The organism is Nonomuraea sp. CX421 (assembly GCF_059358955.1).
Genome location: NZ_JCADBK010000001.1, coordinates 159,090 through 185,441, shown reverse-complemented (window position 1 = coordinate 185,441; position 26,352 = coordinate 159,090). Strand labels below are relative to the sequence as shown.

Annotated in this window: 17 protein-coding genes; 15 read left to right on the top strand and 2 right to left on the bottom strand. The window is 69.7% G+C overall.

Going from position 1 to position 26,352, the window contains the following annotated elements:
• Positions 1-99: 99 nt before the first annotated feature.
• From AC5L3X_RS00885 to AC5L3X_RS00870, 4 genes are read left to right on the top strand one after another with little or no spacing between them, the layout of a single operon-like run.
• Positions 100-621 (top strand): hypothetical protein, encoded by a 522-nt coding sequence (locus AC5L3X_RS00885; RefSeq protein WP_494854384.1) that lies wholly within the window; start codon positions 100-102, stop codon positions 619-621.
• Positions 618-1,064: a hypothetical protein gene (locus AC5L3X_RS00880; protein WP_494854383.1), complete on the top strand. Its 447-nt coding sequence runs from the start codon at positions 618-620 to the stop codon at positions 1,062-1,064. The genes AC5L3X_RS00885 and AC5L3X_RS00880 overlap by 4 nt, the downstream gene beginning before the upstream one ends.
• 10 nt (positions 1,065-1,074) lie before the next feature.
• The gene (locus tag AC5L3X_RS00875; RefSeq protein WP_494854382.1) at positions 1,075-2,265 is read left to right on the top strand and encodes a sensor histidine kinase; all 1,191 of its coding nucleotides are present in this window, start codon (positions 1,075-1,077) and stop codon (positions 2,263-2,265) included.
• On the top strand, positions 2,262-2,939 hold the full coding sequence (locus AC5L3X_RS00870; RefSeq protein ID WP_494854381.1) for a response regulator: 678 nt from the start codon (positions 2,262-2,264) through the stop codon (positions 2,937-2,939). Before AC5L3X_RS00875 ends, AC5L3X_RS00870 begins: the two co-directional genes overlap by 4 nt.
• A 148-nt stretch (positions 2,940-3,087) precedes the next feature.
• Here AC5L3X_RS00870 and AC5L3X_RS00865 read toward each other — a convergent pair whose 3' ends face one another.
• The gene (locus tag AC5L3X_RS00865) at positions 3,088-3,480 is read right to left on the bottom strand and encodes a RidA family protein (protein ID WP_189121972.1); all 393 of its coding nucleotides are present in this window, start codon (positions 3,478-3,480) and stop codon (positions 3,088-3,090) included.
• Positions 3,481-3,802: 322 nt separating this feature from the next.
• On the opposite strand from AC5L3X_RS00865, the gene AC5L3X_RS00860 reads away from it, so the two are divergent.
• The 11 genes from AC5L3X_RS00860 (at position 3,803) to AC5L3X_RS00810 (ending at position 23,365) form a co-directional block, all read left to right on the top strand.
• Positions 3,803-4,903, top strand: coding sequence for an acyl-CoA synthetase family protein (locus AC5L3X_RS00860; protein ID WP_494854379.1), 1,101 nt, complete (start codon positions 3,803-3,805; stop codon positions 4,901-4,903).
• Complete coding sequence (locus AC5L3X_RS00855) at positions 4,903-6,273, top strand: aldehyde dehydrogenase family protein (RefSeq protein ID WP_494854378.1); 1,371 nt, start codon at positions 4,903-4,905, stop codon at positions 6,271-6,273. Before AC5L3X_RS00860 ends, AC5L3X_RS00855 begins: the two co-directional genes overlap by 1 nt.
• A 230-nt stretch (positions 6,274-6,503) precedes the next feature.
• On the top strand, positions 6,504-11,369 hold the full coding sequence (locus AC5L3X_RS00850; RefSeq protein WP_494854377.1) for an amino acid adenylation domain-containing protein: 4,866 nt from the start codon (positions 6,504-6,506) through the stop codon (positions 11,367-11,369).
• Positions 11,370-11,371: 2 nt separating this feature from the next.
• Positions 11,372-15,736, top strand: coding sequence for a beta-ketoacyl synthase N-terminal-like domain-containing protein (locus AC5L3X_RS00845; protein WP_494854376.1), 4,365 nt, complete (start codon positions 11,372-11,374; stop codon positions 15,734-15,736).
• Positions 15,737-15,818: 82 nt separating this feature from the next.
• A complete protein-coding gene (locus AC5L3X_RS00840; RefSeq protein ID WP_494854375.1) occupies positions 15,819-16,376 on the top strand; it encodes a cupin domain-containing protein in 558 nt (185 codons plus the stop codon).
• On the top strand, positions 16,373-17,530 hold the full coding sequence (locus tag AC5L3X_RS00835; protein WP_494854374.1) for a GNAT family N-acetyltransferase: 1,158 nt from the start codon (positions 16,373-16,375) through the stop codon (positions 17,528-17,530). The genes AC5L3X_RS00840 and AC5L3X_RS00835 overlap by 4 nt, the downstream gene beginning before the upstream one ends.
• On the top strand, positions 17,527-18,762 hold the full coding sequence (locus AC5L3X_RS00830; protein WP_494854372.1) for an MDR family MFS transporter: 1,236 nt from the start codon (positions 17,527-17,529) through the stop codon (positions 18,760-18,762). Before AC5L3X_RS00835 ends, AC5L3X_RS00830 begins: the two co-directional genes overlap by 4 nt.
• A gap of 21 nt (positions 18,763-18,783) precedes the next feature.
• On the top strand, positions 18,784-20,016 hold the full coding sequence (locus tag AC5L3X_RS00825) for an ATP-grasp domain-containing protein (RefSeq protein WP_494854371.1): 1,233 nt from the start codon (positions 18,784-18,786) through the stop codon (positions 20,014-20,016).
• 143 nt (positions 20,017-20,159) lie between these two features.
• Positions 20,160-21,311 carry an aminotransferase class I/II-fold pyridoxal phosphate-dependent enzyme gene (locus tag AC5L3X_RS00820; RefSeq protein ID WP_494854370.1) on the top strand — a complete coding sequence of 384 codons (1,152 nt, stop codon included), beginning with the start codon at positions 20,160-20,162 and terminating at the stop codon, positions 21,309-21,311.
• Positions 21,312-21,389: 78 nt separating this feature from the next.
• Positions 21,390-22,718 carry an LLM class flavin-dependent oxidoreductase gene (locus AC5L3X_RS00815; protein ID WP_494854369.1) on the top strand — a complete coding sequence of 443 codons (1,329 nt, stop codon included), beginning with the start codon at positions 21,390-21,392 and terminating at the stop codon, positions 22,716-22,718.
• 161 nt (positions 22,719-22,879) lie between these two features.
• Positions 22,880-23,365 (top strand): flavin reductase family protein, encoded by a 486-nt coding sequence (locus tag AC5L3X_RS00810; protein ID WP_189121962.1) that lies wholly within the window; start codon positions 22,880-22,882, stop codon positions 23,363-23,365.
• 48 nt (positions 23,366-23,413) lie between these two features.
• Here AC5L3X_RS00810 and AC5L3X_RS00805 read toward each other — a convergent pair whose 3' ends face one another.
• A complete protein-coding gene (locus tag AC5L3X_RS00805) occupies positions 23,414-26,323 on the bottom strand; it encodes an AfsR/SARP family transcriptional regulator (protein ID WP_494854367.1) in 2,910 nt (969 codons plus the stop codon).
• Between the last annotated feature and the right edge of the window lie 29 nt (positions 26,324-26,352).

Genomic DNA, 26,352 nt, shown 5'->3' with positions numbered 1-26,352 from the left:
GAAACGCGTACACGGCCGGGCTTTCAGCCGGACGACGGGCGGCGGATCGGACTCATAGCGTGACCGAGTCCGAGTTCCGATCGCCCGAAAGCAGGCCCGATGCGACAGCGACTTTCTCTGCCCGTCCTCTCCGTGTACGTCTGGATCGCCATGGTGGCGTTCGGCGGCATCGCGGTGGAGACGATCGTGATCTATCCGAACGTTTTCCACGACGTGCCCGCCTCGCTGGCCGAGACGGTGGAGTTCTTCGCGGTGACCGGCCCCGCGGACTTCTTCCCGCCGATGGGCGCGGTGACGGTGGTCGCCGCCGTGGCGTCCCTGGTGCTGGTCTGGCCGGTGCGGGACATGCGCCTGTGGGCCGGCGGCAGCCTGCTGACGCTGCTGCTGGGCGAGTTCCTGTTCTCGGTGCTCTACTTCTGGCCGCGCAACGACATCATGTTCGAGGATGGCGCCGCCGTTCATTCGGTGGAGGTGCTGCGGCAGACCGCGTGGGAGTTCGAGGCCGGCCACTGGGGGCGGCTGGCGATGAGCGCGGTGACCGCGACGCTGGCCTTCACCGGCCTGTGGCGCCTGCATCGCGAGCGCGCCCGGGCCGCCGCCCTCGCGGGGGTCGCGTCGTGAAGGCCCGGCTCGGCCTGCCCGCCTCGGCCGTGTGGGGGCTGGCGCTGCTCGGCCTGCCGCGGGTGATCGCGCATGACCTGCGGCTCGTCGGGCCGGTGGTCAACGCGTTGCTGGTGTTCGTCCCGATCGCCGTCTGGGCGGCCGTGGTGCTGTGGAAGCGGGTGCCGAACGCGTTCGTGACGCTGCTCGCCGTGGGGGCCGCCTACGGCGTGCTGCTCGGCGTGACGCATCAGGTACTTTGGGAAAGCTCGTTCGACGGCCGGCCGACTCTGGGCGGCAACTTCGCCGGCGCCTTCTCGCCCGCCGTGGAGGACTGGGTGCTGCGGAGCTTCGCCCTGGGCAGCAGCCTGATGACCGGGATGGTGGTCGGCGCGGCCGTCGGCGCGGTGGCCTGGGTGGTCACCAGGATCGTGCCGGGTTTCCGGCCGCACCCACGAGACTGACGGGGGAGGCGTGCGGGGCGAACCTCCTGCCGGCCGTGAGCTGGCGGTCGACACCGGCCTGGCCATGCTGGTCCTGGTCGTGGTCGGCACCGCCATCACGGCCGACGTCGGCCACGCGTCGGCCGGGCCTGGCATGGCCGCGTACGCGTTCGGCGCGCTGCTCGCCGTCCTGATGTTCGCCCGGCGGCGCTGGCCGGTGGCGACGCTGCTGCTCACGGCCCTGACCCTGATCGTCTACTACGGGCTGTCCTACCCGCCGATCGGGCTGGCCGCGCCGGCCGCCGCGGCGCTGTACTCAGCTGCCGAGCAGGGCGAGCTGCGCTGGTCCGTCGGTACGGCCGGCGCCCTGTTCGGCATCTCGACCACCCATCGGATCCTGGAGGGCGACGACCTGGCCTATCTGCTCGGGTTCGAGACCGGGACCACCTTGGGCCTCATGGCCGCCGCGATCGCGCTGGGCGACGGCGTACGGGCCCGGCGCGGCTGGCGGGCCGAGCTGGCCAGGCAGAGCCACGCCGCCCGGCTGGAACGCGAGCGGGAGTCGGCGCGGAGGGTGGAGCAGGAGCGCCTGCGGATCGCCAGGGACCTGCACGACCTGATGGCGCACACGGTGTCGGTGATCTCGCTGCACACGGACGTGGCCAGGGAGTCGCTGCGCGATGCCCCCGAGGTGGCCGAGCGTTCGCTGGCCGCGGCCCGGTCGGCATGCAGCGACGTCAGCCGTGAGCTGCGGCTGACCCTGGGCGCGCTGCGCGCGGGCGATCCCGACGACGGCCCGGCGCTGGGGCTGGACCGGCTGGACGGGCTCGTGGCGACGGCCGCCGCCGCAGGGCTCGACATCGACGTGCGCACCTCGGGCCGGCCGGTGCGGCTGTCGGCGATCTCGGACGCGACGGCGTACCGGGTGGTGCAGGAGTCCTTGAGCAACGTGCTGCGGCACGCCGACGCCCGGAGGGTGCGCGTCGACCTGGACTACGGCGCGGGCGAGCTGCTGCTCCGCGTCAGCGACGACGGCCGCGGCGCCGGCACTGAGACCGACACGGGCAAGGGCACGGGCACGGGCGGCGGTGAGTCGCGGGGGTGGGGTCTGACCGGGATGCGTGAGCGGCTGGCGCTGCTCGGCGGCGGCCTGCGCACGTCGTCGCCGGCGCAGGGCGGCTTCGTGGTGGAGGCGAGCGTCCCGCTGGAGGAGCACTCATGATCAAAGTCGTGATCGTCGACGACCAGCACCTGGTCAGGGAAGGGCTGCGGTTGCTGCTCGAACGCGCCGAGGACATCACCGTGACCGGCGACGAGAGCGGCGCCGACAAGGGCGTCGAGCTGGTCGCCCGCCTCCGTCCCGACGTGGTCCTCATGGACATCCGCATGCCAGGCGGCGACGGGTTGGCCGCCACCCGGCGGATCACGGCCGATCCGGCGCTGCGCCACGTACAGGTCATCGTGCTCACAACCTTTGACACCGACCAGAACATCCAGGAAGCGATCCGGGCCGGAGCGGCGGGATTCCTGCTCAAGGACACCAGTCCCGAGCGGATGCGCGAGGCGGTGCGGATCGTGGCCGGCGGCGACGCGCTGCTGTCGCCCGCCGTCACCCGGCGCGTCATGCGGGCCGCTGCCACCGGCCCGAGCCCCGCGACGGCCGCGCGGCTCGACCGCCTGACCGAACGCGAACGCGAGGTGCTGGCCGAGGTCGGCGCGGGCCGTACCAACGCCGAGATCGGCGAGCGGCTGTTCATCAGCCCGGCGACCGCCCGCACCCACGTGGGCCGCCTGCTGACCAAGCTCGGCGCCCGTGACCGCTCCCACCTCGTCGTCCTGGCATACGAGACGGGTCTGATCACACCGGGCGCCGAGGAGCGGTACCGAGACCCGTAGGACCGGGTGGCGGCAGGACTCCACAAGATGGACTCGGAGCCATGAACCACCGCAGTTGCGATCATTCACCAGCAAGCGCGTCAGACGGCAGGGAACAGGCCCGGATGGCCGCGTGATCAGGCCGTGATCGGCCGCGGCGGAGGCCGGGTCACGTTCCGGCCGGGATCCGGGCGTCGACCTCGATCTCGACCTTCATCCGGGGGTCGGCCAGCCCCGCCTCCCACATGGTGGCGGCCGGCTTGGCCTTGTCGAAACGGCGGCGGAGGCTGGGCCAGCACAACTCGAAGTCGTTCTTGTCGGGCAGGAGATAGCGGACCCTGACGACGTCGGAGAACGTGCAGCCCGCCTCGGTGAGCGCGGCCTCGATGTTGTCGAGGCACTGCTCGGTCTGCTCGACCACGTCCTCGGAGATCGACATGGTGGAGTAGTCGAAGCCTCCGGTGCCCGAAACATGCACCCAGCCGTCCAGCACCACCGCGCGGGCGTACCCGACCTGCTCCTCGTAATAGGAGCCGCTTGCGATTTCAATTCGATTCGCCATGGCCGCACCATAACACCGCGTCCAGGAGAATTCCCAACTCTGCACCTCCGGAAAGGCCGGTATCGCGCTCTGCATTGTTTTCCTGGATCGTGATACGCGCGTGATATGGCCGCGTTATGGACTGGCCTGATCCTGACCTAGGCGCTCGACGAGGAGGTGGTGGGAGAAATGCCGATGGGATCGACATCGGGCCGCATCCTCTCTGGCCACTTCCTGGTCGCAGGCCGTAAGAGCCCGACTGGTGCTGTCTCGGAGAGTGCTCAGCTCCACCAGAACATGATTCTTCACATCCTTCGTGCCTTAATGTTAGGAGCCGACGGACATGCCGAAAAGAATCGATCCCGTCCTTGACTGCCCGCTCGATGAGGTTCCGGATGCCGAGGCTCTGATCCAGGCCGCCATGCGATGGCATTTCAGTGCGGAGACGGGGACTCCGTATTGGCTTGAGCGGGCCAAGTCCTTGGATTTCGACCCGATAGGCGACGTGCGCACCTTCGCCGATCTGGCGCTTTTCCCTAACATTGTCAACGAATTGCGTACCGTACCTGCCGAAGAGCTCATCCCCAACGGGCTCCCGGAGCGTTCGGAGCTGTTCGGCGTCTTCGAGAGCGGCGGCACCACCGGCGCGCCCAAGCGTGTGGTCTGCATGGTCGACTGGATGAGGCGCTGGCTGGCCTTCGACAACCGGAACATGGACGCGTGGGGTCTTCCTCGCGGGCTCAACTGGATGACCATGGTGCCGAGCGGCCCGCACATGGCCTCGGCGAGACCGCGCGAACAGGTGCGCAGCCGTGGGGGGATCCTGTTCACCATCGACATGGATCCGCGCTGGGTCAAGAAGTGCATCGTCGAAGGGCGGCCGGAGGACGCCGAGCGTTACCTTGACCACCTCCTCAAGCAGGCGGAGTTCTTGCTGAAGACGCAGAACATCGGGATCCTGACGATTTCGCCGCCGTTGCTGGAAAGGCTCGCGCGAAGCGACCTGCTGGTCGATCTGGTCAACGAGAAGGTGCGGATGATCGTCTGGCAGGGGGCGCACATGGGCGCCGACACCCGGCACATCCTGCGGACCGAGGTTTTTCCTGAGGTCAAGTTGCGGGGCTTCTACGGCAGCACGATGGTTCTGGGCGGCGCGTTCGAGCGCATGGACCTGACCGATGAGGACCGGTGTGTGTTCGACCCGTTCTCCCCGTACATCTCCTACTCCGTCATCGATCCGGAGACCGGCGCGGCGGTCGAGTACGGTGAACGCGGCCAAGTCGTGATGCACCACGTCAGCAAGGGCCAGCTGCTGCCCAACAACCTCGAACGCGATACGGCCATCCGCGTGAAGCCGCTGCCGGGGCAACTCGGCGACTCGGTGGCCGACGTCCAGCCGGTCGCCAGTTTCCATGGCAAACCGGTCATCGAAGGGGTCTACTGATGACCGGACCGATCCAGCTCGACGCGCTGGGACACAACGGTGCCTACCGGTCCCGCGATCGGCTGACCGTGTCCGACGTGACGGGGACACCCGTCGCGGAGCTCAGCCTGGTGCCGCGGTTGTTCGTGGACCGCGCCATGGCGGCCTTGCGCCGGGCGGATGGCGTCCCGGCCGATCGGCGAGTCGCCGCGCTGACCCAGGCGGGCCGCACGTTCGCCGACGCGATGATCGACGGGTTGTCGGTGTCGGACTACCAGTACGCGGTCAGCCGCGTCTGCGGCCTCCCGATCTCGGTGGTACGAGGCACCACGGAGGCGATCAGGGACGCCGCCGCGCACGCATACGGCAACGCTCGATCTGCCCGCCCTGTGGGCGCGGTCGACCACTGGGCGGATCCTTCGACCCGTACGGGCACCGCGCTCTGGACCCGGCGCGGAGATGTGTTCGCCGTGCACGCCTCGGGCAATCACCCCGGCGTGCACTCGTTGTGGCTGGAGGCTCTGGCGCTCGGCTATCGGGTGGCCGTACGTCCTTCCAGGCGCGATCCCTTCACGCCGCACCGGTTGATCACCGCGTTGCGCGCAGCCGGCTTCGGTGACGACCAGGTGGTGCTCCTGCCCACGGCGCACAGTGTGGCCGGCGACATCATCGGCGGGGCCGATCTCGCGATCGTCTATGGCGATGACGCCGTGGTGAACAGGTACGCCGGAAACAGCACTGTGCGGGCGCAGGGCCCCGGCCGGTCGAAGATCCTGCTCACCGGCCAGGCCTGGCGATCCCACCTGGACACCGTCATCTCCTCGATCGCCAGCCGGGCCGGGACGGCCTGCGTCAACACCACGGCGGTGTTCGTCGAGGGTGACCCGACGCCGGTGGCCCAGGCCATCGCCGAAGAGCTGAGCGCCATCCCGAGCCTGCGGCCTGAGGACGACGAAGCGATGTTGCCGGTCAAGCCGCTGGCCACCGCGAGGGCCATGGAGGAGTTCCTGCTCGGCCGTGCCGAGGGCACCAAGGCCTGGCTCGGTGGTGACGGTGTGGTCGACGATCTCGGCGACGGCAGCGCGGTGATACGTCCTGCGGTGTTCCAGGTGGACGACGCGGCCGCGCCGCAGGTCGGCGTGGAAATGGGTTTCCCGTGTGTCTGGGTGGCGCCATGGTCGAGAGCCGAGGGAATTCGGCCGCTGCGGAACACACTGGTGCTCACCGCGATGACCGATGACGAGCGGCTCATCGACGAGCTGGTCAACGAGCCCACCATCGGCAACGTCTACGTCGGTGACCATCCCACCTGGTGGTTCCGGCCAGGCGTGCCGCATGACGGCTATCTCGGGGAGTTCCTCATGCGCACCAAGGCGATCATCCGAGACTGAACCCGCGGGCACGCTCCGTCCCCTTGCTCGATGTCCCGAGCATGGCGCGGCCCCTCGTAGGGGCGTTCGTCGGATCCGCTGATCCGGATGCGGCGGCCCGGCCCTGCCATGCGCACCAAGATCTACTTCCAGGACGTTGAACAGCTATGATCGATTCTTCATCCGTCCCGTCATGCGTGATGGTTGGTCCCAGACGAGATTGGTACGCCCCTTTCGGCCTGCCTGGTCTCGTGCGAGCCAGTTCGGAACGGACTCCGGCCGCCGCCGCACTCATCGACGATGCCGGGACCCTCACCTATGCCCAGCTGGAGGCGGAGTCCGACGCGCTGGCCGCACGGCTTCGCGCTGCGGACGGCCGGCCCGGTGACGTGGTCGCCGTTTGCGTGCCCCGCGGGCGGAACATGGTGGTCGCCCTGCTCGCGGCGCTCAAGGCTCACATGCCGTACCTTCCACTGTCGGTGAACGATCCACAGCGGCGCCGTGACCTGCTGCTCGATCTGTCCGGGGCGCGCCATGTGCTCGTCGATGCCGAAACGGAGCCGTTGGTGGGGCGACGCGACGACCTGGACGTGATCCGCGTCGAGCTCGGAGCGGCGGGTGACAGCTGGTCCGAACTCGTTCCCTGTGACGGGGACCAGCCGGCCTATGTGTTGTTCACCTCGGGAACCACCGGGACCCCCAAGGGAGTCGTCGTCCCGTCAGACGCGCTGATCAACCGGTTGTACTGGGCGCATGAGACCTTCGGGATACGGTCGGATGATCGGATCCTGCAGAAGACCCCGTACACCTTCGACGTCAGCGGCTGGGAGCTGTGGAATCCGCTGATGGCCGGCGCGACGATGGTGTTGCTGTCGCCTGGCGCGCACCTGGATCCCGGCCAGGTCGCCCAGTGCATCGTTGACCGGTCCGTGACTCTCTGCCACTTCGTTCCCTCGATGCTCGCGGAGTTCCTCCGATGGCCCACCGCGGGACAGTGCGAGTCGTTGCGCGCGGTGTTCTGCAGCGGCGAGGAGCTGACTCCCGGCCACGTGCGCCGGTTCCGGCGGGTGCTGGACGCGGAACTGCACAACCTCTACGGGCCGACCGAGGCCGCGATCGACGTCACACACTGGGCCGTCCCGGACATGGCTGACGTTCCGCGCACACTCATCGGGGGGCCGATCAGCAACTGCACGCTGGTCGTGCTCAACGAGGACCGCTCGCCGACGCCCGCCGGTGCGGTCGGCGAGCTGGCGATCGGCGGAACACCGCTGGCCACCGGCTATCTGAACGAGCCGGAGCTGACCCGCGAGTCCTTCATCGACGCGCCGTCCTGGGCTCCCGTGTCACGGCTCTACCTGACCGGCGACCTGGTCCGCCGGCATCCCGAGGGACTGGAGTACCTGGGCCGAAAGGACTCCCAGGTGAAGATTCGCGGGCAGCGGGTGGAGCTGACGGCCGTGGAGGACGCCCTCCGGGAGTTGGCGGGCGTCAGGGACGCCGCGGCCACGACGGTGGAGCGCGGCAGCGGGCAGGACCTGTGCGCGCTGGTGGTCCTTGCGCCGGGAGCGGACGACCTCGGCCTCATCCGGTCCGGGCTGCGCCAGGTGCTGCCCGACAGCCACGTGCCGACACTGCTTTTCCCGGTCGCGGACATCCCGCTGAGCTCGAGCGGCAAGCAGGATCGCCGGCAGGTGCGCGAACGGGCGGCCGCCCTGGCCGGCTCCCTCGGCCGTGGTGCGGCGCCTGCCGGAGACGACCTGCCGGCCCGGCTCTGGTATGAAGCGACCGGGTCGTACCCGGCCAGTGCCGACACCGGTTTTCTGGACGCCGGCGGCCACAGCCTCGGGGCGGTCCGGCTCGTGGGGCTGGTGCTGGCGCGCTACGGCGTGCGCCTGCCGCTGCGGGAGCTGTTGCGTACCAACATGTCGCTCGCCGAGTTGCGCGTCCGGCTCGACGCCACCGCACCGGAACCGGCGGCCGCTCCGCCGACGACTCCGGCCGGAACCGAGCTCTCTCCGCAGCAGCATGGGCTGTGGGTCTGGTCACGGCTGTTCCCGAAGTGTCCGGCGTACAACGTCACGGTGGTGCTCGACCTTGACCAGCAGGTCGACACGACCCGTCTTGAACGCGCGGTGAACGACCTGGTGCGGCGCCATCCCGCGCTGCGCACGACCTTCCGCGACACCGGCCAGGACGTGCGGCGCCAGGTGCACCCGGCAGACGAGGCCGGTGTGCGGCTGCACGTCGGACAGAGCGAAAGCGTCCTCACAGACGTGCTCGACCACCTGTTCATCCCGCATCTGCTGCCACGACTCTCCGTCGGGGTGCGGCAGCGCGTGGACGGGCAGGGAGACACCCTGCTGCTGGCCATCGATCACCTGGTCGCCGACCAGCACAGCCTCGACCTGCTGCTTGCCGAACTCGCCGAGCTCTACGCGGGACGTCCCGGTGCGGGCAGCGAGACGGCCAGCGAGACGGACCGCGCGGCGGGCGACGTGACGGTGACGCCGCCACCCGGCCCCGAGCAGCGGGAGCGAGACCTGGCGTTCTGGCGGGACCGTCTGTGGGACGCCCCGAGATCGCTGGACCTGCCGTGGCGGCTGCGGCGCCCCGTGGTGCCGAGTTTCCGCGGCGCGTCCCTGGACGTGGAGCTCGGGACGGACGGGAGCAGCCTCGTCGAGCGGTTCTGCGCCAGGGCACGGGTCACCCCGTTCGTCTTCGTGCTGACGGTCTTCGCGCGGCGGCTCGCCCTGTGGGCCGGCGTCGACGATCTCGTGGTGGGAGTGCCCATGACGGGCCGTGAGTCGCCGTGCGAGCAGGACGCGGTCGGCTTCTTCGTGCGAACACTGCCGGTCCGGCTGCGGGTCACCGCGAAGCAGCCGATCCAGGACGCCGTCGAGGCGAGCGCCGAGGCGCTGTTCGAGGCGGCCGAGCACGCGGCGGTGTCGTTCGAGGAGATCGTCGAGCACCTGGGCGGCTCACGGGACCTGGCCCGCAACCCGATGTTCCAGGTGTGGTGCAACGATGTCAGCCACGAGCAGGTGCCCACCGCCTTCGGCGAGGCCGCGGTGACACCGGTGCGCCCGCCCGCCAGGTGGTCTCTGTTCGATCTCGGCCTGTACCTCTGCCGGGGCGAGGCGGGAGCCCTGCGGCTACGGCTGACGTACGGCACGGAGCTGTGGAGCGAGGACACGGCGGCGGTGTTCCTGCGGCAGTGCCACGACGACCTGCTGCTCGCGGCCGACCCGGACCGCGCTGAGTTGGCCGTCGCCACGGGACAGGTGGCTCCCACTGACACTAGGCGGACGTGCGGTGACCTGGTCGACGCCGTGCTGGCCCACGCGGAGGCGGCACCGGACCGTGTCGCGACCACGGGTGCGGGACGCGACGTCACCTTCGGCGAGCTACGGCGGCGCATTCTTCAGGTCAGTGCGGCCGTTCGCGCCCGGACCGGTGAACGGGCCGCGGTCGTCGGCGTGCTGGCCCGGCGGCACGCCGATCTGGCGCCGGCGATCTTCGGCTGCTGGCATGCCGGTGTGGCGCCCTTGCTACTCGGCGCCGACGCGCCGAAACGGTGGCAGGCCGACGCCATCCGCGCGGCGGACTCCACAGTCGTGCTGGACGTGGGCGCGCTGGGTACGGAGGGCGACGCTCTCCGGCTGACCGACGAGTTCTGGGCCACGGCGGTGGTGGATGCTTCGGTGAGCCGAGCGGAACCCGGCCGGATCGGGCATGTCCTGCTCACCTCCGGCACGACCGGCGGGCCCGGCGTGGTGGCACTGCCCTCCGAGGCGTTGCCCGCCGTTCTCGACGGCTACCGTGACGCACTGAGCCTGACGGCGAACGACGTCTTCGCCTTCACCGTGCCGCCTGACCACGATCCGGTGTTCCGCGACCTGGTGCTGCCGCTGGTGGTCGGGGCGAGGGTACACGTCGCCGCGCCGGCGGAACATCACCAGCGCGGACTGGCGGCCTGGCTCGACGAGATCGGCGCGACGGTCCTGCACATCACGCCCTCGCAGGCGATGCTGCTGACCGCCGCGCGTTCGGGCCGGGTTCTGCGGTCACTACGCCGGGTGGTGTTTCACGGTGACACCCTGCGCTACGACACGGTCGCCGCGATCCGCGAGCTCGCCCCCGGAGCGGAGATCTACAACCTCTACGGCACGACGGAGACGCCACAGGCGAGCGGGCTGCGCCGGATCGAGCCCGCGGAGAAGGGCAGCGCAGGCGACGCCGTGCCGATCGCCGCGTCGGCGCCGCACCGGAAACTGCTGGTGCTCGGCCCGCATGCCGACGACGAGATCGGCGTCCTCGGGGAGATCGGGGTGACCGGGGCCGGCCTCACCCTGGGATATCTGGGAGGGACCGGCGCTACCGACGGGCACGACTGCTACCGCACGGGTGATCTCGGGCGGTTGCGCGTGGACGGCCTGATCGATCTGGTCGGTCGCGCCGACCGTCAAGTGTCCGTGCGAGGACACCGGGTCCAACTGGACAGCGTCGAGGCGGCCATGCGTGAGATCGACGGAGTCGAGGACTGTCACGTCGCCATGGAGGCCGGTACATCACGGTTGGTGGCATGGTGGAGCGGTTCCGGCGAGCCGGATGCCACGGAGATCGTCTCGGCGTTGCGCGCCCGACTCCCCGCCGCCGCGGTACCCGTACAGATCCGCGAGGTCCAGGCCATCCCGTTGACCGCCAGGGGAAAGGTGGACACGGCGGCGCTCCTGCGGGACTCCGCCGAGCAGGAGAGGCCGGCGCCCCTCACTGGCGTCGAGCCGGTGATGGACCTCGTGCTCCGGAGTGTGCGCGAACAGCAGCCGGGTCTGACCATCGGCCCGGACGACGACTTCTTCGCCGCGGGCCTCACCTCGCTCAACCTGTTGCGTCTGCATGAGGCGTTGAGCGACAGGCTCGGGGAGCACGTCACGATCGCCGATTTCTTCCGGCTGCCGACCGCCCGCCAGTTGTCCGACCACGCGGCCGGCGCTCCGACGGCCGCCCACCGCACACCCTCACGCCGGCGTGAGAGAAGTGATCTCGCCGCTGAGCTGAAGCTGCGTCGCGGGATGCGACAGAACATGGCCAACAGGCCGGAGAAGGGGCGCTGACCATGGGAATCGAACCGATCGCAGTCATCGGTCTGGCCGCGCGGGTCCCTGACGCGAGGTCCACCGACGAGTTCTGGGCCAACCTTCTCGCCGGGCGCGACAGCATTCACCGACTGACCGAGCAACACCTCCTGGACGCCGGCGAGGATCCCACCTTGATCGCGGCTCCCCACTACGTCAGGGCCCGGCCGCTGCTGGACGACGTTTGGGGATTCGACAACGCGTACTTCGGGATGTCGCGCCGGGAAAGTGAGCTGCGAAACCCCCAACACCGCCTGTTCCTGGAACTGTGCGACACCGCTCTGCAGAGCGCGGCGACGGTGCCCGAGCGGTTCGAAGGCACGATCGGGGTGTACGGCGGCTGCGCCACGGACCGCTTCTTTGAGGACCATGTCCGGGCTGATCCGACGCTCATGGAGCAGGTCGGCGAGACGGCCGCGGCCATTTCGAACAACGTCGACTTCATGGCCGCCCACGTGTCCTACAGACTCGGGCTGCGCGGTCCGAGCCTCGCCGTGCGCACCGCGTGCTCCACCTCGCTGGTGGCCGTCCACCTCGCATGCCAGGCGCTGCGGGCCGGGGACTGTGACATCGCGCTGAGCGGCGGAGTCGAGATCGAGACGCCGTACGGGCGCGGTTACCTGTATGTGGAGGGCGGTATCGACTCGCAGGACGGAGTCTGCCGCCCGCTCGACTCCGCTGCGAGCGGCACCGTGTTCGGCAACGGCGGCGGTGTGGTCGCGCTCAAGCGGCTGTCGGACGCGCAGGCGGATGAGGACCGGATATTGGCGGTCATCCTCGGATCGGCGGTGAACAACGACGGTGCGCAGAAGGCCGGGTTCACCGCTCCGAGCAGCACCGGCCAGAGCGAGGTCATCGCCGAGGCGATCGCGGTGTCCGATGTGGACTCGGCGAGCATCTCGTACGTCGAGTTGCACGGCACGGGAACGAAGGTCGGCGACCCGATCGAGATCCGAGGCCTGCACGAGGGCATGGCGAGAACGGCACGGAGCGAGCTCGCGCCGGAAAGCTGCGTGGTCGGGTCGGTGAAGTCGAACATCGGCCACCTCGGTCCAGGCAGCGGTGTGGTCAGCCTGATCAAGACGGTGCTGGCGCTGCACCACGAGTTGATCCCTCCCACGATCAACGTGCGCGAGGTCAACCCGAGGTTGGAGCTCCATCGCACCCCCTTCGCCGTCGCCGAGGGGGTGCGGCCATGGCCGCGAGTGGTGGGGGCGCCGCGCCGGGCCGGGGTGAGCAACTTCGGGTTCGGCGGCACCAACGCGCACGTCGTTCTCGAGGAGGCGCCCGAGGCCGCACCGGAGGCCACGAGCACCGGCGGCGCGCAACTGCTCGTATGGTCGGGCGTGGACCACCAGGCACGTGAGGAGGTCGGGAACGCGCTGCTGCGCACCGCCGCGGAGGCGGCGGAGGCCGACCTGCCCGCCATCGCCTACACGAGCCAGACCGGCCGCCGTACGCTCCGGTCGCGAGCAGCGCTGCGGATCGACGGTCCGGGGGCCGCCCGCGCGGCGCTGACGGATCCCCGCGCGATCCTGACCGGGGACGGGCATTCCCGTAAGCCGGTGCTTCTCTTCCCCGGGCAGGGATCCCAGTTCCCCGCGATGGGCCTGGACATGGGCCGATGGTTGCCCGGCCACACCGCGTCGGTCCGGCGACACCTGGCCGGCTTCAGCAGCCTGCTCGGCACCGACCTGGTCGGACTCTGGGAGAACGAGCGCGACCCGGCCGTGCTCTCGGCCACCGTCCACGCGCAACCGCTGCTTTTCTCGATCGGGCTGGCGTGCGCCCAGTCCTTGGACGAGCTGGGTGTACGGCCCGCGGCGGTGCTCGGACACAGTGTCGGCGAACTGGTGGCCGCCACGGTGGCCGGCGTGTTCAAAGTGGAGGAGGCGATCCAGGTCGTCGCCGAGCGGGCCCGGCTCATGCGGATGATGCCCCCGGGTGTCATGCTCGCGGTCTCCGCGCCTGTGGCCGAGGTGCGGCAGGCCCTGCTCGACGTGCCCGGCGGGGTGTGGGTGTCGGCCGTCAACGGCCCGAGTCAGACCGTGGTCGGCGGCGCCGCGGAGTCGATCACCGCGTTCCAGCCGGTGCTCGACAGCCGGGGGATCGACTACCGGAGGCTGTCGACCTCGCACGCCTTCCACACCCCCATGATGGGCGACGCGGCAGCGGAGTTCCTGTCGATCCTCGGCAAGATGGCGTTGGCCGAGCCTGTGCTGCCGCTGGTGTCCGCGGCGTCCGGCCGCCTGCTCGAAGCCGGGGACGCGGTGCGGCCGGAGTTCTGGGCGAACCAGCTCGTCGAGCCGGTTCTGTTCGCCGACGCGCTGGCGAACCTGCCGATGACGGACCCGGTGCTCGTCGAGTCCGGGCCCGGTTCGGCACTCAGCGGTTTGGCCCGCCGTCATCCGGCGGTGGGCGGCGCCCCGCGGTCGGTCGTGGAGTTGCTGCCCGACCGCGCCGGGCACCACGTCCTCGACGCGCTCGGCGCGCTGTGGGTCAACGGCGTCGACGTCGACTTCGGGAAGATGCCCCGCGAGAGCCGGCGCACGTATCCGCTCCCCGACTATCCCTACCGGCGCATCGCATTCCTGCTACCCGACCGCAGCGGTACCGTCCGAGGCTCCAAGGCGGCGATCGGAGCGCCGGAGACGACGCGAGCGAGCGAGCCGGTCAGCGGACCGGGGCACGACGGGCGACCGGTCGTCGGCCTCCCGGTATGGCGGTCCGCGGGCGTGCTGACGCCGTCGCGGCCCTCCCCGCTCGGCGTGCTCGGCAACGCCGTCGTCCTGCTGCCCGAGGACGACGTGTCGGCAGCCGCCGTCCGGAGGGTCGTGCAACGGGCCGGATACCGCGTGCTGCCGATCACCTACGGCGAAGACCTCGACACCCAGGACTACGGCTGTGTGGTCCGGGCAGATCATCCCGAGGATTTCGACGCGGCGATGGCGGTGCTGACCGGAAGCGGCCGGATCGATCTGATCGTTCACGCGGGCGGCTGCGGGCCGGTGGACACAGGGATCGACCCCGGCGCGCCGCACCTGCTCGAACGCTCTGTGCTGTCGGCGCTGCGGATACATCGGCAGGCGAACCGGCTGAGGAGACAGTCGGGACGCGCGGTGCCGATGCTCGTGCTGACCAGGGGGGCCGTACCGGTGACGGCCGCCGAGCCGCTGGAGCCCGCGCGGGCGGCCATCGCGGCGATCGTGCGTTCGGCCGTCCTGGAGTCCGGCCAGGGCGCCGCACGCATGCTCGACATAGCGGGCGTGAGTGATGACGTGCTCGCCGCCGAAATCGGCACGCCCACGTTCCCTGACCCGGTCCTGGCGGTGCGCGGCAAGCAGGTATGGCGGCCCGGCCGGGTCCGGTGCCCGCTGCCCGAATGGTCCTCCTCGCTACTCGAACCGGAGGGCCGATACGTGATCACGGACGGTCTCGGCGCGACCGGACTGGCCCTGGCGCGGGGACTCGCCGACACCGGACTCCAGCCGAAAATCGTCCTGCTGGTGAAGGACGCCGATCCGGCTCGGCACGATCCGCTGACGCGGCGGCGACTCGCCGCGCTCGAAACCGCAGGGGCCGAGGTCGACGTCGTGACGGGCGACGTCTCCGACAGTGGGGCGATGACCGAGGTGTTCGAGCGCATAGCGGCCGGACACGGGCCGGTGACCGGAATCGTGCATATCGTGGCCGATGCCGTGCAACGCGATGTCAACGGTGCGGTCGTGCTGCGCGATCTGGCCCTGGCCGTTCCGTCGGTCCGATTTCTGGCCCTGTTCTCCGGCTGGTCCGCCCGTCCGGCCGGCCGCCCGGACGAGGCGGCGGCCGGAGCGTTCATGGACGCGTTGGCCGCGACGGCACCTCGCGACCGCAGGACCACGATCGTGAGTGTCGACTGGCAGGACCGGCACGACGGATCCGCCGTGCCGGGAGCCGCTGAGGAGCTGACCGAAGAGCAGAAAGTGGCCACGGCCCTGCGCTTGTTGTGCGATCAGGTGGAGCCGCACGTGGTCGTGGTGCCCGCCGAGGAGTGGACGGATGAGCCGGTGCCGGCGGCCGCGACACGACCCGCGCCGACCGCCGGGGCGGGTCCTGATCCGCTGCCGGCCGCCGGGCGGTCCGGTGGGCTCGTCGACGAGGTCAAGAGCATGTGGGCCGAAACCCTGGGCCTGCCGGACCTCACTCCGGACGCCGACTTCTTCGCCATCGGAGGCGACTCGCTCGTGGCAAGCCAGCTTGTGTCCCGCATGAGGGAGCGGTTCGGCGTCGGGCTCACCGTGGTGGAGCTCTACGACGCGCCCACGCCGACCGGCTTGGCGGGCCTGATCGAAGCGAAGACAGGATGACCGCACTGGCCAGACCGATGTCGAGAAGAGCCACCGCCCGGTGGCGGAACACTCCCCGCTGCTCCCAGAAAGATCCTCATCCATGTCTCGACCTGCCCAGCTGAGCCCCATCCGACGCATCCTGACCGGGGTGGACGCCGATGGCCTGTCCCGCATCGTTCAGGACGGGACCGTCTCGGTGATCTCGGGGGTGACCGAACGGCCCGGTTACGTCAATGCCAACCTCTACCGCACCCTCGGCCCGCAGGCCGCGGTCGACGGCCCGGACACCACGGCCGAGCACCAGGGTCTCCTCCCGCCGGCCGGCGGCACCGTCATCCGCGCGATCGACTTCCCGCCGGAGTCCGCCGATGCGGAGGAGCGGCGCCGCCAGGCCGCCGGGACGTTCGCGGCGATCTTCGCCGACGTCGAGTACCAGCCCACCAGCGATCGTCATCCGTCCATGCACACCACCGACACGGTCGACTACGCGATCGTCCTGGAAGGCGAGATCTACGCGGTCCTGGACAAGGACGAGACCCTGATGCGGGCCGGTGACGTCCTCATCCAGCGTGGCACCAGGCATGCCTGGTCCAATCGCTCGGATGGGATGGCCCGCGTCGTCTTCGTCCTCATCGACGGCCGGCGCGGCACGGCATGATCGCCCAGGATTCGTGGACCGTCTCCTCCGTCCCCTCCATCCACAAGGTCGATCCTGCCGAATGGGACCGTGTCGCAGGCGGGCGCGGCCTCTACGTCAGTCATCCGTGGCTCACGGCCACGGAGGAGGCCGCGGAGAACCGCGGGGCCACCGAATATCTGCTGGTCCACCAGGGGCCGGAGCTCCGCGCGGCGATGGCCCTCTACCCGAGGACCCGCCCTCCCGAGGACCGCTTCTACGACGTCATCTCACAGTTCGCCGAGCCCAGCGGGTGCGAAGACCGGGAGGGCTGGTACCCGTCCGTACTCGGTGGGACCATCGCGGCCTACTGGAACGACCTCCTCGTCGACCGGACCGCTCCTCCTCAGGCCCGTGACACCGCCATGAGGCTGCTGCTGGAGGCGTTCGACCGGGCGCGGGCCGGGCGGGCGGCCGCGCTGCGGTATCTGACCGCCGAGGCGGCCGAGGCGGCCGGAGCGCATTTCGGGGAGCGCGCACAGGTGTTCTTCAGCGGCGGCGCGCAGACCACCATCGACGTGCAGTGGTCGTCGTTCGAGGACTATCTGAGCTGGCTCCCTGGACGCCGCCGCATCGAGGCGGGCAGGGAGATCCGGAAGTTCCACGCGTGGGAGGCGGACCTGACCTCCCCCGGCTTCGGGGACCGCATCGGCGAACTGGCTCCGTTGGTGGCTCAGCTGAAGAGCAACTACGGTCATGCCGCCGACGAGTCCACGATCAGTGACCAGCTGCACGCCCAGGAGAAGTATCTGGGCGATCGGGCGAAGGTGTTCGCCTCCGAGCTGTCCGGAAGGGTGGTGGCCTTCTCCCTGTCCTTCGTGTGGGAGAACGAGCTCTACGTCCGGTCGGTCGGTTTCGACTACGCCCGAACCGAACGCACCTTCGCCTACTTCAACCTCACCTATTACGAGCCGATCAGGTTCGCCATCGAGAACGGCCTGCGACGGGTCCACCTCGGTCTGGGCACGTACGAGGCCAAGCAGGCGCGAGGCGCGCGCCTCGAACCGTCCTGGTGCGTGGTCTTCCCGCCCGCGGGGACCGGTGTCCGGGCCCGCGACGCGCTGGAACGACAGGCGGCCACCGGCTTGCGTCGGTGGGAAGAGCGGTACGGGCCGATCCCGGCGGTGATCCGATGAAGGTCACCGGACTTCGGGGCCCCGCCATGTTCTCCGGTCTGCCGGGCGGGTTCTGGCTGCTGTGGACAGGAACCCTGGTGAACCGGCTGGGCACCATGGTCCTGCCCTTCATGACGCTCTACCTGCAGACCGTGCGCGGGCTGCCGCTGACGACCGTCGGGGTGCTCATGGCGCTCTTCGGCGGCGGACAGGTGCTGTCCCAGCTGATCGGGGGAGCATTGACCGATCGGGGCGGCCGGCTGCCTACCCTCACCGGCAGCCTGCTCGCCAGCGCCACCGTCATGGTCCTCCTCGGACAGGCTGAGAGCCTGCTCGCCCTCGCAACGGGAATCTTCCTGCTGGGCCTCGTCGTGGACGCCTACCGCCCGGCCGCCACCAGCCTGATCGCCGACCTCGTGCCGCAGCGCGACCGGGCACGGGCCTACGGGCTGATGTTCTGGGCGGTGGGACTCGGCTTCTCCGTCGCGACACTGCTCGGCGGCACGATCTACGAGCTCGGCCCGCGCTGGCTGTTCTGGGTCAACGCGCTCGCCACGGTGGCGTTCGCGCTGCTGATCATCGGCTGGTGGCGACGCGGCACCGTGCCGCGGGAGCGGCCCACCGGCAAGCGCGAGGACGGCGGCACGTTCGGCGCGGTCCTGAAGGACCGGCCCATGGTCGTCTACTGCCTGGTCACCCTGGTGTACGGGATCGTCCATTTCCAATCGATCACCACCCTGCCGCTGGTGATGCACGCGGACGGCCTGGACGCCCGGGCGTACGGGACCCTCATGGCGCTGAACTGCCTGATCATCGTGGTGGCCCAACCCGTCGTCAGCGCGCGTGCCGGCAACTGGGACCTCACGACCGTGTTCGGCGCGGGGGTGCTGCTGCTCGGTCTCGGGTTCGGAATCGGCGGCCTGGCCTCGTCCTTGGCCGGGTACGCCTGTTCGGTCCTGGTGTGGACCGCGGGTGAGATCGCCATGGTCAGTGTGGGCCAGACGATCGTGATCGGTCTCGCGCCCGAGCATTCGCGCGGCCGCTACAGCGGACTGTGGGGCACCTCGTGGGGAGGCGCCGCCGCGATGCTGGGTCCTCTGATCGGCACCTCGCTGCTGGCCGGAGGCGCCGGCCTGTTGTGGAGCACGTGCCTGGCCTCGTGCGCACTGGGGGCCCTCGTCATGTGGACACTCCGCGGCGAGATCCGCCGCAGATGCGCCGTGACGGAAGAAGAACACGCTCATGACCGTTGACGTCCGGCTCTAGGAGGCTCTGTGGATACCAACGCACCGGGACTGCTGCTCGTCGGCAGCGGAGCCCAGCAGTACCGTGAGTACATCTTGGCGGCCGTGTCGCGCCACTTCAGGGTGTGGCTGCTCGACTCTGACGCGCCCACCTGGCAGCTCGCCTACCTCGAAGGAGCCACCCGCCTGGACGTCCGGGACCCCCAGGCGTTGCAGCGCGCCGCCCGAGAGGTGATGGACCGACTCCCGGTCGCGGGAGTCCTCACCTACGACGAGTGGCTGGTACTTCCCGTGGCGCGGCTCGCACGGGAGCTGGGACTGCCGGGGAGCTCTCCCGAAGCGATCCTCGCCTGCCGCGACAAGGCACGTACGCGGAGTGTGCTCACCGCCGCGGGAGTGCCGCAGCCCGCCTACGCCGTGGTCTCCACCGTGGAGGAGGCCATCGAATCCGCGACCGCGATCGGTTATCCCGTCGTGGTCAAGGCACGCGATCTCGCCGGCAGTCTCGGGGTGGTCCGTGCCGACGATCCCACCGCCGTCATCGCCGCCGTCAGCGCGGCGGTGACGGCCCGCTATCCGGGAGTGCCCCGGGAGGGAACCGACCTGCTCGTTGAGGAATACCTCACCGGTCCGGAGATCAGTGTGGACACCGTCGTCGCGGCGGGCGTCTGCACACCGCTGGTCGTCGCGCGCAAACAGGTCGGTTTCGCTCCGTACTTCGAGGAGATCGGTCACACGGTGGACGGCGCGGACCCCCTTCTTCATGACCCGGAACTGCTGGAGCAGCTGAGCGGGATCCACCGGGCGCTCGGCTTCGACTACGGGTTCACGCACGCGGAGTTCAAGATGACGCCTGGCGGGCCGCGTCTGGTCGAGGTCAACGCCAGGCTCGGAGGGGACCTCATTCCCTATCTCGGGATGCTCGCGACCGGAGTCGATCCGGCCGTCGCGGCAGCACGGGCAGCTGTCGGCCTCGCCCCCGACACCACCCCTCGGCACCGCAGATTCGCGGCGGTGCGTTTCCTCTATCCGGAAGCCGACTGCGAGGTGCTCGACCTCACCGTGCACGAGGACCGTCAGGGCCCCACCGTGCACCGGAGCTCGGCCACGGTGGCGCCGGGGACCCGGCTCGAGCTCCCGCCCCGCGGCTATCTCTCGCGCTACGGGAACGTGATCGCCGTGGGAGACGACAGAGCCCAGGTCACCGCCGATCTCAGCGAGGCCGAGTCGATCGTGGAACTGCACGCCAAACCTCTCGACTGAGTTTCGAGAAAGCCCATGAAGCCGCGATCCACGCTGAAGATCGCCTTGGTTGCCAAAGGAATGACATGCTCAGTTCGCACCTCAGAGGGGAGCAATCTCCCCAGGGGATCCAGGCCGCAGCCGCGGGAAGGGCGACGGCTCCGTTGGCGAGCCGGCTCCGGAAGATCCCGCCCTCGGTGTTCGGGCGGATCGCCGCGGTCCAGACCCGCACCGGCGCGATCAACTTCGGGCAGGGATTCCCGGACCAGGAAGGGCCGCCACAGGTGGTCGAAGCCGTGGTCACGGCGCTGCGCTCGGGCCGTAATCAGTACGCCCCGGTACGCGGCGACCAAGCGCTGCGCGAGGCCGTCGCCCGTCATCAGGAGTCCTACTACGCGCTGACGGTCGACCCGGACACCGAGGTCGTGGTCACCACCGGGGCCTCGGAGGCCATCGCGTCGGCGCTGCTCGGGCTGGTCGAACCCGGCGACGAGGTCGTCGTGCTCGAGCCCTACTACGACGCCTACGCAGCCGGTCTCGACATGGTGGGCGCCGTCCGGCGCCCGGTGCTGCTCGCCGCACCGGACTTCAGGCTGGACGAGAAGGCCCTGCGCGCCGCGGTCACCGCCAGAACGAGCGCCATCATCGTCAACAGCCCGCACAATCCCACGGGGAGGACCCTCACCCGTGACGAACTCGACCTCGTCGCCGCGGTCGCCCGGGAGAACGACCTGATCGTCATCACCGACGAGGTCTACGAGCACATCACCTTCGACGGCCGAGCGCACCTCCCGCTGGCCACGCTGCCCGGGATGTGGGAGCGCACCCTGACCATCTCGGGGTCGGCCAAGTCGTTCTCCTTCACCGGCTGGAAGGTCGGATGGACGATCGGGCCCGAACCGCTGGTGTCCGCCGTGCTCGCGGCGAAGCAGTGGCTGACCTTCACCACCAACGCGCCCGCGCAGGCGGGCATCGCCGTCGCGCTCACCGAGCACACCGACTACCTCGACGGCCTGGGCGCCGACCTGGCGGCACGGCGGGACCTGCTCTGCGAAGGCCTGGCCGCCGCGGGTCTGCCGGTGTTCGTCCCCGAGGGCACCTACTACACGCTCACCGACGTAGGCGAGCTCGGCTGGGACGACGCACTGCAGTTCTGCCTCGCCCTCCCCGAAAGAGCGGGCGTCATAGCCGTGCCGGTGAACGGTTTCTACGACGACCCGGCCGGCGGCCACATGGTCCGCTGGGCGTTCTGCAAGCACCGCCCCCTCATCGAGGAGGGGATGCGAAGGCTTGGCTCGGCCCGCCTGCGCCGCTGACCCGGGCAGGAGCCACGGAGCGACATCCGGCTCCACGATCGGTCATTCCGAACCCCCCTCTACGAAAGGAATCATGCGGTGTCGGTCGACAGCCGTTCCCGGCAGATGTCGTTGGCGGCCTATGTGATGGTGCCCACGGCACATCACCATGGCGCCTGGCGGCACCACGATGCCGACCTGGGGTTTCTCGACGCGCGCTGGTGGATCGAGCTGGCCCGGATCTACGAGAGGGGCCGGTTCGACATGCTCTTCCTCCCTGATCTGCTCGCGATCCCGGACCAGGCAGGCGGCTACGAGGCCACCGTTTCGAAGGGTTCCCAGGGCGCCGTCCAACTGGACCCGCTCGTCACCCTGGCGGCGGTGTGCGCGCACACCACCCACCTCGGCCTGGGCATCACCCGCTCGGTGTCGTTCCACCCGCCGTACGACATCGCCCGGTCCATGGCGACGCTCGACCACCTCAGCGGCGGCCGGGCGGCCTGGAACATCGTCACGACCAGCATGCGGAGCGCCGCCCTCAACTTCGGCCAGCCCCTGCCCGAACGGAACGAGCGATACGACCGCGGTGACGAGGTGATCGAGGCGTGCATCGCGTTGTGGGAGAGCTGGGCCGGCCACGCGCTGGTCGCCGATAAGGAGAGCGGCGTCTTCGCCGATCCCGGGGCCGTGTCCCGACCCGACTACCAGGGGAAGTGGATCTCCGTACGCGGACCGCTCAGCGTGCCACGTTCCCCGCAGGGCCGCCCGGTGCTCATGCAAGCCGGCGCCTCCGAGCGCGGGCGGCGCTTCGCCGCCCGCTGGGGTGAAGTGATCTTCGCTCTGCAGCACTCGCTGCCGGACATGCAGGCCTTCTACCGGGATATCAAGAGCCGGGCCCGGAACGAGGGCCGCGACCCCGACCAGGTCAAGATCCTGACCGGTGTTCAGGTGGTGGTGGCCGAGACAGCCGAGCTCGCCGAAGTGAAGCGGCGTGAGCTGGAGGCCCTGATCGACCCCGTGGCCGGGCTGCTCACGTTGAGTTATCAACTCGGGATCGACCTGTCCGACTTCCCGCTCGACGACATGCTGGAGGCGATCGACGACGTGCCCGGCACGCGAGGCTCGCTCGACGTGGTCCTGCAGGGGACGAAGGCGGAGGGCCTGACCCTTCGGGAGGCGGCTGTCCGGTACGCGACCTCCGAACTCACCCCGCAGATCGTCGGGGACGCCGATCAAGTCGCCGACGAACTGGAGCGCCTCTTCGTCAACGAGGGATGTGACGGCTTCATCGTGACGCCGGGCCCGCTCCCGGCCAGCGCGACCGACTTCGTCGATCTCGTCGTGCCCGTACTGCAGCGACGGGGCCTGTTCCGCACGGAGTACGAGGGCCGCACCCTGCGCCACACCATGGGCCTGTCCTCGCTCTGACCTTGGCCAGGCGGCCGTCCACGAGAACGGAATCCGTTGATGAGCATCGCACCATCCGCTATCCCGTACCAGCTCTCCACGACGCGGCACCTGACACGGGTCCGGCGCCACCTGTCCGCCGAGCCGGGGCGGGGCGGACTGTGACCGGGCGGAAGACCCTCGTGTCCGGGAGCAAGCTCCGCTCAGCCGCCCGCGGCCTGCCGACCGGGGTCACGATCGTGATCGGCGGACGCGGGGCCGACGCACACGGGCTGACCGTCAACTCCTTCGCCACACTGTCACTGGATCCGCCGCTCGTGTCCTTCTGCCTCAAGGAGGGCGCACGGCTGCACCCGCGGATGGCGGAGACCCGGGAGTTCGTGGTGAGCATCCTCGCCGAGGACCAGGCCGGGCTGGCTCTGCGGTTCGCGGACCCATCCCGTCCGGCCGGGTTCGCGGGAGTGGAGACGACCAGCCTGCCGGGCACCGGTGGGCTGGTCGTCGCCGGGGCGGTCGGCTACTTCGAGTGCCGCGTCCGAAGCATGGCTCCCATGGGCGACCACACCCTCATGGTCGGCGAGGTGACCGGATGCGACATCCTCAGGGATCATCCGCCCTTGCTTTTCGCCGGCGGAAGACTGCACCGCCTCGGATCTGCCCTTGCCTGACCTCCTGGCGAAGCCGGACCCGGGAGACCGGACCGAGCCCCGGCCCTCCTACACCGCGGCCCTCGAACTCGTCCCGTTGAACGGCCTGAGCGCGGCGATGATCTTCTGCTGAACGGCATCGCGCTGGGGATGGTTCAGCTCGTCGAGGGTCCGATGGGCCTTGCGCCACAGGCGTAGGGCCCCTTCGGTGTCGCCGAGCTCGTACCTGAGGTCGCCGTACCGGCTCTGGGTCTCGGCCTGGCGGTAGCGGTGGCCCAGCCGGTCGAGCTTCTCGTCCATGGAGATGACCCGGCGATAGCACCTGTCCGCCGCGGTCAGGGCTCCGCTGCGCTGGTGGGCCCAGGCAAGACTGTCCCAGGTGTCGGCCTCACCGGTCAGGTTGCCGGATCCGGCATAGAGCTTGAGCGCCTTGCGGCAGGTAGATATGGCCGTGTCGTAGTCACCGAACGACACGCAGAACCAGCCCAGAGCGTTCAGCGCTTCGGCCTGCCCGGCCAGGTTGGCATCCTTGCCGTGCAGGATGAACGCCTGCTCCGAGTGATGCTGACACTCACTCTGACGGTGTCGTCTGCCGTGAAACAGGGTGAGGCGGTAATGGGTCCGGGCCTGTCCGGCGACGTCGCCGAGCTCCTCGAACAGGGTGAGTGCCCGGTCCAGGCCATGCCTGGCGCTGTCGTCGGCGGGGTTGAGCAGGTCGGCCACGCTGCCGAGCTCCAACTGGGCGACCGCCTCGGCGTACAGGTCGCCGAGGGAGCGGGCCGTTTCAGCCGCCCTCCGGGCGGCCCTCCGCCAGTCATGCCAGTGGCCGAGCCGTTCGAGAAGGGGTGAGATCCGTTCGACCAGGCGCCAGCAATACAAGGGGAAGCCGTCGTCCGGAGCGTGGAGCAGCGCCGACATGATGGAGTCCCGATTGGCCTCGAACCAGGCGGCGGCCTCGGCGGGGGTGTGAAACCGGCTGACGCGAATCCGCCGTTGGGCGGTCGGCAGCGGTTTGAAACGGCGCATCGGCATCAACAGGGCTACGGCGCCGTGCACGGAGTGCACGTAGTAGTTGAGCACGCGGTTGCTCGCGAGGCACCGGCCGGTTTCGGTCTCCTCACGGTTCACCACCTCGACCGCGAAGCTACGGATCAGGTCGTGCATGGAGTACTGGCCCGGCCGCACGTTCTCGACGAGATGATTCCGCCTGAGGTCGACGAGGGCCTTGCGGGTGTTCTCCAGGGACATCGAGGTGAGGCTGGCCGCGGCGGCATGGTTGATCTGGTTCCCGTGATGGAGGCCGAGAAGTCGCAACAGTCTGCGTGCGTCATCGGTCAGGTGCCGGTAGGAGCCGTCGAGGAGGGACCGGACACTGGTCACGGTGTCGCCGGTGTCGAACCGGTCGAGCGGGCTAGGGATCGTCTCGAAGATCCCGATGAGCTCAGTGAGGCTCAGCGACGGCTGGATGCGCGCCTTTGAGGCCATGATGCTCGCCGCCAGCGGTATGCGGTCACACATCGCCACGAGCTTGGCCATCGACTCGGGCTCGGCTTCGGTCCGCTGCCGCCCGATGAGCTTCTCGATCAGTTCGATCGTCTCGCCTACTTCGAGAGGACCCAGGCTGACGGAGTGCGCGCCTGTCCGCACCAGGAGGCCGGTCAGCTGGTTGCGGCTGGTGACAATGGTCAGGCAGCCTTGGCTGGCCGGGATCAGGGGGAGCACCTGCTCCGCATCCTGGACGTTGTCGAGGATGAGCAGGACCCGTTTACCCGCGAGCGTGCTGCGGAACAGCGCGGCCTGGTCCTCCAAGCCCGCGGGGATGTGCTCCTTGGGGACCGCGAAGGCGTCGAGCAGGGACCGGAGCGCGGTCTCCAGAGCCATGGAATGGTCAGCGGTCTCGAAGCCGCGGAGATTCAGGAAGAGCTGGCCGTCGGGGAAGAGATCGGCTACCTGGTGTGCCCAGTGCACGGCCAGCGCGGTCTTTCCGATGCCGCCGATGCCGCCGATCACCACGACGGACGCCGCCGTCCGGCCCTCCCGTTGAGTCTCGTTCAGCGCGAGGTTCAGAGTGTGCCGGGCGTCGAGGCGTCCGGTGAAATGGCGGGGCGCGAGGGGAAGCTGGCGGGGGACCAGCGTCGGCGGTGGTTCGATCGTGGGCTGCGGCGCTCCAAGACGGCCGGCGCCGCCGCCACGGCCTTCATCGACCCGCGGCTCCTCCTGAGCCTTGGGGAACGCCAGGCCGACGTCGTCGTTGAGTATCGCCTGGTGCAGGCGTTGCAGTTCCGGTCCGGGCTCGATCCCCAGTTCGCCGACGAGCTGGCGGTGGACCTTCTGGAAAGCGGTGAGCGCGTCACCTTTACGCCTGCTGCGGTAAAGCGCCGTCATCAACTGGGCCCAGAACCGCTCGCGGAGCGGGTGGGATTCGATCGTGCGCTCCAACTCCAGCACCGCGTCATGGTGCTGGCCGAATCTGAGCTGCGCCTCATAATGCAGTTCCAGTGTCCGCAGGTACAACTGCTCGATGTGCGGAAGTTCCCGCTCACGCAGGACGGTGGACGGGACCTCGGTGAACGGCTCGCCGCGCCAGAGTGCGAGGGCCTGCAGCAGCTCGGCCGCGGCGGTCTCCCAGCTGTCCTCCCGGACCGCGGCCCTCGCGTTCGCCGCGTGTCGCTGGAAGAGCAGGAGGTCGATCTCGTGTGTCTCGGCCTTGATCAGATATCCCTGCGGCCGGGTGACGATTCTGGCGCCCAGCTCCTGGCCGAGTGTCTGGCGCAGCCGCATCGTGTAGGTGCGTAGTGCCGCTCTGGCGTTCTCGGGGGGACGGTTGCCCCACAGGACCTCGATAAGGTGGTCCGCGGACAGCGGCTGGTTCGGGTTGACCAGGAGCGCGGCCAGCAGCGCCCGTTGTCGTCCCGAGGTCACGTGAATCGTGCGACCGCCGTCGCTGACGCACAGGGGGCCGAGAAGCCGTGCTTCCATCGTCCTTGTCGAGCCTTCCCGTCGATCGC